General features: G+C 63.0%; 12 protein-coding genes and 1 pseudogene. 9 read left to right on the top strand and 4 right to left on the bottom strand.

Annotation, left to right across the window (positions count from 1 at the left end; translation table 11 throughout):
• Positions 1–88 precede the first annotated feature (88 nt).
• Positions 89–193 (top strand): annotated as a pseudogene (locus I6F33_RS07110) (DUF3750 domain-containing protein); the annotation flags it as partial.
• Positions 194–253: 60 nt separating this feature from the next.
• Here the strand turns inward: I6F33_RS07110 and I6F33_RS07105 are convergent.
• Positions 254–1534 carry an amidohydrolase family protein gene (locus tag I6F33_RS07105; protein WP_225141700.1) on the bottom strand — a complete coding sequence of 427 codons (1281 nt, stop codon included), beginning with the start codon at positions 1532–1534 and terminating at the stop codon, positions 254–256.
• A gap of 414 nt (positions 1535–1948) precedes the next feature.
• On the opposite strand from I6F33_RS07105, the gene I6F33_RS07100 reads away from it, so the two are divergent.
• The 5 genes from I6F33_RS07100 to I6F33_RS07080 all read left to right on the top strand — a co-directional run bounded on the left by I6F33_RS07100 (position 1949) and on the right by I6F33_RS07080 (position 6738).
• Complete coding sequence (locus I6F33_RS07100) at positions 1949–3076, top strand: TRAP transporter substrate-binding protein (protein ID WP_036000349.1); 1128 nt, start codon at positions 1949–1951, stop codon at positions 3074–3076.
• A 114-nt stretch (positions 3077–3190) separates the two neighbouring features.
• The gene (locus I6F33_RS07095) at positions 3191–3793 is read left to right on the top strand and encodes a TRAP transporter small permease subunit (RefSeq protein WP_025035930.1); all 603 of its coding nucleotides are present in this window, start codon (positions 3191–3193) and stop codon (positions 3791–3793) included.
• A complete protein-coding gene (locus tag I6F33_RS07090; protein WP_036000352.1) occupies positions 3790–5139 on the top strand; it encodes a TRAP transporter large permease subunit in 1350 nt (449 codons plus the stop codon). Before I6F33_RS07095 ends, I6F33_RS07090 begins: the two co-directional genes overlap by 4 nt.
• Positions 5140–5170: 31 nt before the next feature.
• Positions 5171–6571: an amidase gene (locus I6F33_RS07085; RefSeq protein ID WP_225141698.1), complete on the top strand. Its 1401-nt coding sequence runs from the start codon at positions 5171–5173 to the stop codon at positions 6569–6571.
• Positions 6568–6738 (top strand): hypothetical protein, encoded by a 171-nt coding sequence (locus tag I6F33_RS07080; protein ID WP_157284651.1) that lies wholly within the window; start codon positions 6568–6570, stop codon positions 6736–6738. The genes I6F33_RS07085 and I6F33_RS07080 overlap by 4 nt, the downstream gene beginning before the upstream one ends.
• 74 nt (positions 6739–6812) lie before the next feature.
• Here the strand turns inward: I6F33_RS07080 and I6F33_RS07075 are convergent, their stop codons facing one another.
• Positions 6813–7271 (bottom strand): Rrf2 family transcriptional regulator, encoded by a 459-nt coding sequence (locus I6F33_RS07075; protein WP_036000430.1) that lies wholly within the window; start codon positions 7269–7271, stop codon positions 6813–6815.
• An 87-nt stretch (positions 7272–7358) separates the two neighbouring features.
• Here I6F33_RS07075 and I6F33_RS07070 point away from each other — a divergent pair, with 87 nt between their 5' ends.
• Together I6F33_RS07070 and I6F33_RS07065 are read left to right on the top strand one after the other, a co-directional pair.
• Positions 7359–8138: a class I SAM-dependent methyltransferase gene (locus tag I6F33_RS07070; RefSeq protein ID WP_225141695.1), complete on the top strand. Its 780-nt coding sequence runs from the start codon at positions 7359–7361 to the stop codon at positions 8136–8138.
• A 258-nt stretch (positions 8139–8396) separates the two neighbouring features.
• Positions 8397–9644, top strand: coding sequence for a glycosyltransferase (locus I6F33_RS07065; protein ID WP_036022807.1), 1248 nt, complete (start codon positions 8397–8399; stop codon positions 9642–9644).
• A 564-nt stretch (positions 9645–10208) separates the two neighbouring features.
• Here I6F33_RS07065 and I6F33_RS07060 read toward each other — a convergent pair.
• Positions 10209–10463: a hypothetical protein gene (locus I6F33_RS07060; protein ID WP_036022803.1), complete on the bottom strand. Its 255-nt coding sequence runs from the start codon at positions 10461–10463 to the stop codon at positions 10209–10211.
• Positions 10464–10626: 163 nt separating this feature from the next.
• On the opposite strand from I6F33_RS07060, the gene I6F33_RS07055 reads away from it, so the two are divergent.
• Positions 10627–11361 carry a DUF3750 domain-containing protein gene (locus tag I6F33_RS07055; RefSeq protein WP_036000436.1) on the top strand — a complete coding sequence of 245 codons (735 nt, stop codon included), beginning with the start codon at positions 10627–10629 and terminating at the stop codon, positions 11359–11361.
• 179 nt (positions 11362–11540) lie between these two features.
• Here I6F33_RS07055 and I6F33_RS07050 read toward each other — a convergent pair whose 3' ends face one another.
• Complete coding sequence (locus tag I6F33_RS07050; RefSeq protein WP_225141693.1) at positions 11541–12944, bottom strand: DUF305 domain-containing protein; 1404 nt, start codon at positions 12942–12944, stop codon at positions 11541–11543.
• Between the last annotated feature and the right edge of the window lie 102 nt (positions 12945–13046).

Genomic DNA, 13046 nt, shown 5'->3' with positions numbered 1-13046 from the left:
AGCGTCATAGGCCATACGGGGCGTGAGGGGAAGCCCGGGACAGGCCGGGATTCAGCCCATTCGCTCGTGACCGCTCGGTTCGGGGCCTACGGGCAAATGGGTCGGGCTAACTGCGTCCGGCACGGGCATCTATGCTTCGCTTGCCGGATATGTCGGCTTTTCCATCGGCTGGGTCGAAGGCCTGGAGATCAACGCTCGGCCTGTAAGAACTTTTCGCCGAACCTCGAAGAGACCTGAGACCGGCGCCGCCTCTCTATCTCACTGAGAAAGGCGCCTGATACGGCCGCCCGAACGGCACGCCGTTGATGACGGTCTGGATCGGCTTGAGGTGGGCTTTCCCTTCTCTCCTGTTGTTGCGCGTGTCGACGAAGCTGACCGGTCCCTCCACCAGCTCCATGATCGCGACGTCGGCGGGCGCACCGACCTGAAGCGTGCCGATCTTCGGCGCGCGGTTGATGATCTTCGCCGGCGCGGTCGTTGCCATTGCGACCACCTGCTCCAGCGTGAAACCGAGCGTCATGAACTTGCTCATCACATTCGGCAGGAAGGGAATCCCTGGCGAATTTCCGGAGAAGACGTGGATATCGGAAGAGATGGTATCAGGAGCGCATCCACCGGGTATCGCCACTTCGGCCACGGTGAAATCGAAGCTGCCGCCGCCATGCCCGACGTCGAACATGACGCCGCGCTGCTTGGCCGCGAGAGCCGCAGGCAGCAGCTTGCCGTCCTGAACGATGTTCGTGAAGACGCTCGACAGGTTCGGGGCGCCCGAATAGGCATGTGTCAGCACGTCGCCCGGGCGCATCAAATCGAGGATCTGCGACATCAGCTCCTTGGATTCGACGCCGCCGATATGCACCATCATCTTCGCCGGCCAGCCGCACATCTCGCAGGCCTGGATGCCGCGCTTGAGCGGCTCGAGCCCGTGCTTGAAGATCACGTTCTCCGACATGCGCACTTTTACCCCGAGGAGGAAGTCCGAATTCTCGGCCAGTGCCATCGCGCAGGCTTCGGTCTGCGCAGTATCGATGTTGTAGAGCTCGGCGACGGGGAACGCGGACAGGCCGTTATTGGCGATGTGGACGAAGGCGTACATCCGCGCCCGAGTCTGGGCCACGATGAAGCGGCGCAACGCCGCCAGATTGTTGACGCCGGCATCGCCCGCCGACACGACGGTCGTCGTGCCCTGGAACTGGACCAGCTCGTCGGCGGGAATGCCGATCGCCGAGCCGTAGGGATAGACGTGACAATGCAGATCGATCAGGCCGGGCATCACCAGCTTGCCCGAGGCGTCGATGCTCTTCAGCGCGCGCTCCGCCGGGATCGCCTCCTGGACCGCCTCGATCGTGCCCCAGCGGATGCCGACATCGCGCCTGGCGCGCAGCGACTGGCTGGGGTCGAGCACCTCGCCGCCGCGGATCACCAGATCGTATTTGTCGTTCGGCCCCATCGCCCCGCGCGCGGGCGCGGCGAGGCCGACGGCGGCGGCCGCCGTCGAGAGTGCCAGGAAATCGCGGCGTGACAACGCAGGCATGATGATCCCCCCTCTGTGCTTTTGTTCGCGGCAACGGCCGGGCTGGTGTCCAGATCTGCTTTCGCCGCCAAGGTCGAGTTCACAACGAACGGGCTTGGAAATGAAGCCCGGATGATCCGATCCTATGACGGCACGCGAGCCCTGAGGAGCCGCGAAATTTTCCAGAATCGCATCGGGCGGGCACCACTGGCAGAAGTCCGGCTGCATCTTTGCTGCGCCGCGACATGCGCGTGAATATCCGGCTGCTTGGAGTCGAACGTCTAAGACCAATAATGCGACACCGGGGCTTGTCGGATGCCGGCAATGCGTCCAAACTGTGATCAAAGTCGCTGGAATGCGGCATACCTCCAGCGGTTCACAACGACAAGCGCGTCGAAACGCGTTCGAACAATCAGGCCGCCAGGGAGGACGTCCATGACTGCAAAGTCCGAAAAGACCAGAACAACTCGTCGCAAATTCCTGCTGACCGCCGGCGCGGCCGGCGCTGCCACTATCGCCATGCCGCAAGTCAGCCGGGCGCAGACAGCGACCCTGAAGATGCAGGGCTCGTGGGGCAAGGCCGATGTCTTCAACGAGATGGCCGAAGATTATGTGAAGCGCGTCAACGATATGGCCGGAGGCCGGCTGCGCATTGACTATCTGGTCGGCGGCTCGGTCGTGCATCCGTTCCAGGTCTTCGACGGCGTTCATGGCGGCCAGATCGACGCGGCACACACGGTGACGGTGTACTGGTACGGCAAGCACAAGGCCGCCTCGCTGTTCGGCACCGGCCCGGTGTTCGGCTTCAACGCCAACGAAGGCCTTGGCTGGATCCACAACGGCGGCGGCAAGGAGCTGTTCGAGGAGCTCCAGACCAAGATCATGAACGTCAACATCAAGAGCTTCTTCGCCATGCCGATGCCGACCCAGCCGCTCGGCTGGTTCAAGAAGCCGATCACCAGCGACGCCGATCTCAAGGGCTTGAAATATCGCACGGTGGGTCTGGCCGCCGATCTCTTCCAGGCGATGGGCGCATCGGTCGCGCAGCTGCCCGGCGGCGAGATCGTACCCGCGATGGAGCGCGGCGTGATCGACGGGTTCGAGTTCAACAATCCGACCTCGGACCGGCGCTTCGGCGCGCAGGATGTCGCCAAGAACTACATGATGGGCAGCCATCATCAGGCGACGGAATATTTCGAGATCATGTTCAACCGGACGAAATTCAACGCGCTACCGAAGGAACAGCAGGCGATCCTGCAATACGCCGCCGAAGCCGTGTCCTCCGCCAACGAATGGAAGGCCATGGATTATTATTCGAAGGACCTGCAGGAGCTGATCAACAAGGACAAGGTCAACGTCCAGCGCACACCGAAGTCTGTGTTCGACGCGCAGATCAAGGCGTGGGACGGTCTGATCGCCCAGCTCGGCTCGGATCCGTTCATGAAGAAGGTGATGGATTCGCAGAAGGAATGGGTGCGCCGCGTGGTTTACTACAACATGAACAACGCGACGGACTACCGCGGCGCCTTCGAGCATCACTTCCCGGGCGTGCTCAAGGTCTGACGGCTGTCGCGGGGGATCGCGTCAGGTCTTATCGCGAGGGCGGCGCAATTGAAGCGCCGCCCACGAGTTGGAGGGGGACATCCGGATGGACTGCTCGCAGCGAGTTCAGCTCGCATGACGAAATTCCTGTTCTTCATCGATGAGCTCAGCACGTGGGTGGGCAAGGCGTTCGCCTGGCTGATCCTCGTTCTCACCCTGGGAGTCAGCTACGAGGTGTTCGTGCGCTACGTGCTGCGTGCGCCGACCACCTGGGCTTTCGACATCAGCTACATCACCTATGGCGCGATGTTCCTGATGGCCGGCGCGTACACGCTCTCGCGAAACGGCCATGTCCGCGCCGACGTGGTCTACCGCCTCTGGTCGCCGCGCACCCAGGCGACGATGGACCTCGTCCTGTATATCCTGTTCTTCCTGCCGGCGATCGCGGCGCTGATGTATTCGGGCTGGAACTACGCCCAGATGTCGGTGCGCTTCCGCGAAGTCAGCATCTTCAGTCCGGCCGGCGTTCCGGTGTTTCCGCTGAAGGCGCTGATCCCGCTCACCGGCTTCCTTCTGTTCCTGCAAGGGGTCGCCGAGATCATCCGCTGTGTGCTGTGCATCCGCACCGGCCGATGGCCGCAACGCCTGCACGACGTGGAGGAGACCGAGAGCCTCGTCATCCGCGAACATCAGCAGCACGCGGCTGAGCCGCAGAGCGAGAAGGGACCAGGCGCATGACCGATCCTCAACTCGGCATGCTGATGCTGGGCCTCTTCATCTTCATCATCATGCTCGGCTTCCCGATCGCCTTCACGCTGATGGCGATGGGCGTCTCGTTCGGCTACTATGCCTACTACACCCCCGGTCAGGACTTCTTCCAGAACCGCATCTTCACGCTTCTGGTGCAGAAGACGTTCGAGGTCACATCCAGCGACGTGCTGGTGGCAGTTCCGCTATTCCTGTTCATGGGTTATTTGATCGAGCGCGCGAACATCCTCGACCGCCTGTTCTACTCGCTGCAGCTGTCGATGAAGAACGTGCCGGGCGCACTTGCCGTGGCCACGCTGATCACCTGCGCCATGTTCGCGACGGCCACCGGCATCGTCGGCGCCGTCGTCACGCTGATGGGGCTGCTGGCATTGCCGGCGATGCTGCGAGCCGGCTATGACGCCAAGCTGTCGGCGGGCGTCGTCTGCGCCGGTGGCTGCCTCGGCATCCTGATTCCGCCGAGCATTCTCCTGATCGTCTATGCGGCGACTGCCGGCGTCTCGGCGGTCAAGCTTTACGCGGCGGCGTTCTTTCCGGGGTTCATGCTGGCCGGCTTGTATGTCCTCTATGCGATGACGCGCGCGATCATCAATCCCGCGCTCGCGCCGAAGCTGCCGCGCGAGCAGACCGACGTGCCGACCTCGAAGGTCATCTGGGCGCTTGCCACGTCGTTCCTGCCGCTCGCGTTGCTGATCGTTTCGGTGCTCGGCGCGATCCTGTTTGGGCTGGCGACGCCCTCGGAAGCTGCCGCGGTGGGAGCCCTCATGAGCATCGTGCTGGCGGCCGCCTATCGTTCGCTCAACTACGAGATGATACGCGAATCCGTGTATCTGACCGTGCGCGCGACCGCGATGGTCTGCTACCTCTTCATCGGGTCCTGGACGTTTTCGGCGGTATTTGCCGTCCTTGGCGGACAATCGGTGGTCGAGCAGTTCTTCACTTCGATGAACCTTTCGCCGATCCAGTTCCTGCTGCTGACCCAGATCATCATCTTTCTGCTCGGCTGGCCGCTGGAATGGACCGAGATCATCATCATCTTCGTGCCGATCTTCCTGCCGCTGCTTCCCCAGTACGGCATCGATCCGATCTTCTTCGGCATTCTGGTGGCACTGAACACGCAGACCGCGTTCAACACGCCGCCGGTCGCGATGGCCGCCTTCTATCTGAAGGGCGTGGCGCCGCCTGAAGTGAAGCTGACCGACATCTTCTCCGGCGCGCTTCCGTTCGTCGGCCTGGTCTTCCTCACCATGGCACTGGTCTACATCTTCCCGGGGATCGCATTGTGGCTGCCGAGCTATCTCTATGGGGCGCGATGAGCGGACCCGGCAAACCGACGAGAGGCTGCGCATGAGTCTCAACGCGCTCGGCCTCGCGGACGCCGCGGCCGGCATCCGCGAGGGCCGGCTCAGCTCGGTGGAGCTCGTCGGCGACTGCCTCAGGCGCATCGATGAGGTCGATCGCGATATCCAGGCGTGGGCGTTTCTCGATCGCGACCACGCGATGCGGCAAGCCGAGGCGGCCGACGATCATCGCAAGCACGGCAAGGCCACAGGCCCGCTGCATGGCGTGCCCGTGGGCATCAAGGATATCTTCGACACCGGCGACATGCCGACCGAATTCGGATCGGAGCTGTGGGCCGGACGCACGCCGCGGCGCGATGCGGCGGCCGTGGCGCGTCTGCGGGCGGCTGGAGCGGTGATCCTCGGCAAGACGGTGACCACCGAGTACGCGTACTACAATCCGGGCAAGACCCGAAATCCGCACAACCCAAATCACACCCCCGGCGGATCGTCCTCGGGCTCCGCCGCGGCCGTCGCGGCGCTGATGGTGCCGGGTGCCATCGGCTCGCAGACCAACGGCTCGGTGATCCGCCCTGCCGCCTTCTGCGGCGTGGTCGGGTTCAAGCCCACGCATGGTCTCATTCCACGCAGCGGCGCGCTCCAATTGTCGCGCACGCTCGATCATGTCGGCGTGTTCGGGCGCAACGTCGAGGACGCGGCCCTGCTGGCGGAGGTCATGGTCGACTTCGACCCGGAGGATCCGGACACCCGGCCTGTTGCACGCCCGCCGTTTTCTGCGGTCGCGGCGAGCGAGCCGCCGTTGCCGCCGCGATTTGCCTTCGTGCGCTCTCCGGTCTGGGATCAGGCCGAGCCGGAGACGCGTGAAGCCTTTGCCGAGCTCGTCGACGCTTTGGGCGAAGCGTGCAGCGAGGTCGAGCTTGGGCCGAGCTTCGACGGGGCCGTCGACATGCACCGCATCATCATGGAAGTCGATATGGCGCACAATCTGCGGCGCGATGACGAACGCGGCGGCGACAGACTGAGCACGCGGCTACGCCAGGCGATCGCGCGCGGCCGCGCGCATCTTGCGGCGGATTATTGCAACGCTCTGGCCGGGATTGCGCCGCTCAACCAGGCCCTGGACCACGTTTTCGATGAATACGACGCCATCCTGACGCCCGCGGCACCGGGCGCGGCGCCCGCAATCGAAACGACGGGTAATCCGGTCTTCTGCTCGCTCTGGACCTATCTCGGCGTGCCCGCGATCAGCCTGCCCTTGATGCGTTCAGAAACGGGCCTTCCGCTGGGCGCCCAGCTCGTCGGCCGCCGCGGCAACGACGCCCGCCTCTTGCGCACGGCGCACTGGCTGATCAAGACCATTGGGCGCATGCGTGGCAGCGGTCGGCGCAACGCCCCGAGCGCCGGATCGAACTCGGCTCCCGGCGCGGAGAAAAGGAAAGTGCGATGACCAATCTGATCACCGGACTCATCGGCCTCGCGCTCATGATCGCATTTCTTGGAATCCTGCTGGTCTGGATCAAGGCCATTCCGCTCATCATCATCGTTGTCTGCGTCGTGGTGCTGGCCGTGATCGATTTCGTGCGATCCCTGCGGACGAACGGCGCGCCTCGCTGAATGCCCCATGGCAAGAAGACGCTTCACTTCTCGGCATTGGCCGGAGCAGCCGGAATTACGACAAGAAGAGAGCTTTAGCGGCCAACCCGTTCGAGCTGCCACCTGGGATCGCCTGCGCAGCGCGCGTCGAGACCTTTGCTCAAGTCTGCGAGGCTCACCGCGCCCAACCGTTCGACCAGCAATGCTTCGGCATCGCGAAGGACATCGTCCACCGCTGCGTTGACGAGTTGCTCGATCGCACAGTCTGGATTGGAATGCTCGTTCCCGATCGCAAATAGCCGGGGACCACCAACCGCACGATAGACATCGAGAAGTGACACGCGCTCGAGGTCGCACGCGATGACCCAGCCGCCGCCATGCCCTTTGTCCGACCGGACATAGCCCGCATCGCGCAGCCCCGCCAATGTGCGGCGAACGACGACCGGATTGGTCCCCAGCATCGTGCCGATCGCCTCCGAGGTCATGGGGCCGTCATGTCGCGCCATGTGGAGCAGCACATGCAGCATTCGAGAAAGGCGGCTGTCGTTTCGCATCGGCTGATCTTTCGCACGCATCCCATCATTGGCAAGGGCACGCAGTCATGATACATATAAAGTTACATGACTCGTGAGGTATCCGACGTGCAACAGTTTGAGGATCCAGACCACTGGGACAGCGCAGCCAGGCATTATCGAGAGACCGCGCACCCCTTCACCGCCCTGTTTGCGGAGGAGGCGCTGGCGCGCGTAACCCTGACGCCTCAGAGTCATGTTCTCGACGTGGCAGCCGGCACCGGCGCGCTCGCCCTCGCAGCCGCTCGCACCGGCGCACGAGTCCTAGCGACCGACTTCTCGCCCGGCATGGTCGGATGCATCGCAGCTGCTGGTCTGCCCAATGTGGAAGCGCGGGTCATGGACGGACAGGCGCTGGACCTGCCCGACGCACATTTCGATGCGGTCTTTTCGATCTTCGGTGTCATCATGTTCCCCGATTGGCGCAAGGGTTTGGCCGAGATGCGACGGGTGACGCGGCCCGGCGGGCATGGCGTGGTTGCGACCTGGCAGGATCGGGGCGCGGCGACCTTCCTCCTGTTGGGCGAAGTGCGGCAAAAGCTGTTCCCTGATCGGCCGGGCATGGCAATGCCTGAAGCCGTTCAGGCCCTGAGCGATCCGGACGATTTCGCCCGCGCCCTCGTCGCTGCCGGCTATCGCAATCCCCGGATCGACACGGTGACTCATGATTTTCTGCTCGACGTCGCGGCGCTCGATGAGCCTGACACGCTCTTTGGCATGTCGCCCGACTGGACCAGCCTGGACGACCTCGAAAAGGCGGCGGTGATTGCCGAGGTGCGGGCCAGAGCCGATGGTCGTCCGGTGCTGCCGATAAGCTCGACCGCGCTCATTGGCGTCGCTGAACGATGAGGCTCAAACATAAAGCCTGGCGGGCCGTCACACTATCGGCCGATCTCTCGATCTCCCGAAACCGGAGCGTCTGACCAGTGAGCAGAAACTCGCGCCCGATTGCGACACATGGGTGGGGTGTGGTCAGTGAACTGGGGAGGGACAAACAACTATCGAGCCGCCAGCAAGTTTGATCCTTCCGGGAGATCAAAGCTTCATCAGAAGCGGCTTGTCTGAGCAGCGGTTGTCGTCCCAATCCATTTCTCAATGGTCAGAAGCATGCGAGTCGCAATCCATACACTAGGCACCCGCGGCGACGTGCAACCCTATCTCGCCTTGGCGCTCGGTCTGAAGCAGGCCGGGCACGAAGTGCTGATCGCCGCGCCCTCGCAGTTCGAATCGTTCGTCGTGAGCCGCGGCATCGCTTTCGCGCATCTTCCGAGTGAATATCTCGCCCTCCTGGAAACCCCGGAAGCCAAGGCGGCAATGGCGGGCGGTGCGGGGTTTATGGCTGGCTTCAGGATGCTGAAGCAGTTCAGGCCGATCGGCCGCCAACAGCTCAGCGCCGAATGGCAAGCCGCCCGACGATTTCGTCCAGAACTGATCATCTATCACCCGAAGGCCATCGCCGCGGCGCATATCGCAGAAAAGTTATCCTGCCCTGCCGTTCTGGCTTCTCCCCTGCCTGGCTTCACACCGACAGCAGCGTTCGCGAGCCCGCTCGTGCCGTTCCGCTCGCTTGGCCCCCTCAACAGACTCACGCACAGCGCGATGGCTCACAGCGCCTACGCCCTCTTTCGCGGGATGATCGGGGAATGGCGGGCCACCGAGCTCCACCTCGCAAACACGCCGGAGAAGAAGCTGCGGCCTCGCGCGACGCTCTACGCCTATAGTCCGCATGTCGTGCCCGTTCCGCCGGACTGGCCGAATACTGTCGCGGTGACTGGGTACTGGTTCCTGGGAGGCGACGACGTTTGGCAGCCTGACCCGCAACTCCAGCGCTTCGTAGAGGGCGATGAGCGGCCTGTTTATGTGGGCTTTGGCAGCATGCCAGGTGTCGACCCGACGTCCCTGACGAAACTCGTACTGGAGGCATTGGCCAAGGCTGGGAAACGCGGCGTTCTAGCGGTCGGCGGCGGTGCTCTTCGAGGCGATCTCGGAGCCAGTCACGTCCATTTCATCCAAGGCGCACCGCATGCGCAGTTGTTCCCGCTGATGTCGGCCTGCGTCCATCACGGCGGGGCCGGCACTACGGGGGCTGCGCTTCGAGCTGGCAAGCCGAATATCATTTGTCCCTTCTTTGGCGACCAGCCGTTCTGGGGAAGGCGCATCGATGATCTGGGCGTCGGACCAAGATCAAGAGGAGTGAGGAACCTTTCAGCCGATTGGCTGGCCGCCGCGATCGCAGAGGCCACCGGAAATCCGTTGATTCAGCAGCGAGCGAACCGCCTTGGCGAAGCGATCCGCGTCGAAGACGGCGTCGCAAGCGCGATTGGCTTCCTGCGAAGCCAACACCTTCTCAATTAGGCCCGAAATTGCACAGGCCGATTCAAAAGGCTCGAGTTGCAATGCAGGTGAGCAGCCCTTGCGGCCGATCAACACAGATGCCTGCTCCTGGTCCACTGCGAGGGGACGTCGACCAAAGCGCGGCCATAGCGAGTGGGCACGCCGCCTTGATCACCGCTACTTCTTAAGGATGCCCGTGTTGGTGTTTCCAAGCTGCTGGACGGCGGCGTTTGCGGCTGGCGTGTTGTAAGACGGTCGAGATCCGCCGCCCTCCTGACCGGACGGGGTCACGCCGAGTCTCTGGCCCGTCGTTCCCTGCCCTTTTGCATTGAGCGTGTTGGGCCCCGGCGAACCGCCGGTTCCGCTCAGCGTCGTCCCGTTCGAGAGCGTCGAGCCACCAGCGCCGCCCGAACCGGTTGCGCCCGCCCCTCCAGCGGAGGAAGCACCTCCCGAACCGCCTCCTGAGCTTTGCGCCATGGAAAACGAGATGGTGCCCAGAAGGACAGTCGCGGCCAAAACCAGAAGTCTCATCGTCCACCCTTTCCTATGCCAGCGTCTGAAACCGCTTGCTTCTTGTCACAGTTCCTAGCGGCGGCGAGCGATCCATGCTCCGGCCAGGAAAGCGACGAGCAAGGACCGTAACGGCGCCCTCACCGTCACCTCGCGCAACTGGTCGGCCCATCGCTTCGCCGGCTCTGGCGACGGCGTGCGGGCCTGCGGAGCAAAAGCTCCTCCTTGCTCTCCGGAACCCGGCCGCGGGCCTGAAGTCCGCTCCATGCCGCCCTGATCGTCCGTCAGCCCGGAGGCTTCGGTCATTGCCGCGGCTTCCTTCATGTCCATGCGTGTGCTCCATCCGTTGCGGAACAACTCGATCGATCTCGTGCCCGTCCGACCGAGGTGACAGGCTCGTTCGGCGACCGGGGGCGGCGGCTATGGCGTCGACATCGATGCGAACTATATGTTTGCCGAAGATCCCCGCCGTACCACTCCCTTGAAAAAGCCGTTGCTCATCTTTCTGTTCCTCGTCTTCGCACCGCTTGCCGCATCGGCGGCGAGATATTTTTGGCTGGATGATGGCCGCCAGAACTGGCAAACGGCCGACCGCTCCAGCGCGGGTCTATTGACCTCCGCGACCGACCACCGTGAGGCCGTCATCCGGGTGTTCGGAGCAAGAACGGTGAGATGGCGCGGCATCTTCGCGATTCACACCTGGATCGTCGTCAAAGAGAAAGATGCGCCGACCTACACAAGGTACGACTACACGGCCTGGGGCGAGCCGATCCGCACCAACGGCTTCGCTCCGGACGGGCGATGGTTCGGCGCTGTGCCTGAAATCGTCGTGGCCGTCGATGGCGAGCGTGCGGAGGCGCTGATCCCGAAGATCAGGCATGTGGTCGAAAACTACAGGTTTCGATCCTATGGAGATTACAGCGTCTGGCCTGGGCCCAATTCGAACACCTTCGTGCAGGCCGCACTCGATTCCGTCCCTGAGCTCCGGGCCGTCCTGCCGCCGACCGCGATCGGCAAGGACTTCCCGTACACCGGCAAATGGTTCGGCGTAACGGCGTCCGGCACGGGCATCTACGCCTCGCTTGCCGGATACATCGGCTTCTCGCTCGGCTGGGTCGAAGGTCTGGAGATCAATTTCTTCGGCGCCGTTCTCGGCATCGACATCCGACGCCCGGCGCTCAAGCTACCTGGCCTCGGTCGGCTTGGGGTAACCCCCGGCCTGTCGTGATGGAGAGCGAACTGCTGGGTTGGCCGCACCGTTTGTGGACTGCTCAGTGCTTTCGTAAGAGCTTGGATCGATAGAAGAGCTGGCTGCTTACTGACGTGATGTTTGTTCCTGCCGAGCATCTGTTGCGCTCAAGCGGGACCAATCAGGACGACGGAGCCTGTCGCGCTCATCGCCCTTCCTCACGGTTGCGGAATGTTCTTCTGACTGAGCCATGTCCGCATCTCGCCGATCTCCCGCCTTTGGGTGTCGATGATCTCGCGAGCAAAGTGCTGGTTTCGAGAATCCTTGCCGAACTTGAGGACGATCTCGGCCATGTCGACTGCGCCTTGATGGTGAGGGATCATGCCGAGCACAAAGGCTGTATCGGGATCAGCATTGGTGATGCCTCGCATCATCGGACCGTGCATGCGGTCCATGGCGGCGCGGTAGGCATCCGGAGCCGTCAACCCTATCGCCGCAGCGCCGTGCATGCCATGCGGATGTTCGGGGTTCGGCGTATGGGTCAGCCGCTCTCCAGCCAGCGTTCCGATGTCTCCTTCGAGGCCATAAATCGCAATGTGCAGTCCCCAGTAACCCGTTGTGAAAATGACTAGCGCCGCCGCAAGTCCGGCCGGGACGCCGGCAAGCCTTCGCTTGAGTGCGGGCAGGAAATGCACCTCACGACTATGATCGGCAGCAATGGCAACGACGACCGCCATGATGAGCGCGTGTCCGATCAGGTCGGTTCGCCCGAACGGATAGACGGCTGCGTTGAAGATGATGAAAAGAGCGATGGCCGACAGCCGGCGGACAAGCGGCGTCCAGATCAAGCCGAATCCCATCGTGAATTCGGCGACGCCTGCCATCGGAATAAATACGTCGCGCGGCATGCCGAAGGTCAAGAAGGGCTTTTCCTGCACGAGCGGGTAGAACCAGTCCGGATAGGCAAACTTTTCGAGGCTCGACCACATCAGTGCGATGGCGACGCCCCAGCGCAGCGCCTCGAAGCGATGGTTGCGCCATTCCGGATTGGATGAAGCCTCCAACACCAGATAGGCGGCGACACCGACTCCAAGCGCCAGGTAGTCCAGCAAATGGAAGACATCATAGTCGCGCAGCGCGAGTAGCCACAAGGCGATGATCCCGAGAGCCGCAAGTGGCTGCGTCTTGCGAGAGAAGATCAACCCGGCGATCAGGAGCTGGGTCCAGGACACCCATTCGGCCGGCGTTTTGAGATCTGGCGTCAGGTAGACGCCGCCGACGGCGAAGATCGCCACGAAGAAGGCGGCGATGACGACGCGCACGAAGTCGTCGAGGCGCATCCAGAGAGGGTCGGTGATGCGATCCATAGCCAGCAGGATCGTCTCGCCGGCGCTCGACTTCTCGATGGCTCGTGACGCGAGGAAGAATGCCAGCACGAGCGCAATGCCGGTCCAGAACCATACATTGGTCAACGTGGCCCCGATCGACTGTGGTGGCGCTCCGACAATATAGGGCGCAAACCATTTGACATGTGCGTGCGCCGGCACCGGGGCCGCCACCGATGCGAGGATGATCAGGGCCAGCAGGCAACCAGAGGAGCGAGGCGGCGCGGGATGGTTCAATTTCTGCTCCTCAGGTGGTGAGGTGACTAAAGCGTGATTGAGGCGGGCGGTAGGAGACGAGAACGCCAGAGCATGATGTCAGGGCGATGGCTCTTGTGATAG

This window comes from Bradyrhizobium sp. BRP20, assembly GCF_020194215.1.
Lineage (GTDB): Bacteria > Pseudomonadota > Alphaproteobacteria > Rhizobiales > Xanthobacteraceae > Bradyrhizobium > Bradyrhizobium yuanmingense.
This window is presented reverse-complemented; position numbering and strand designations above follow the sequence as displayed.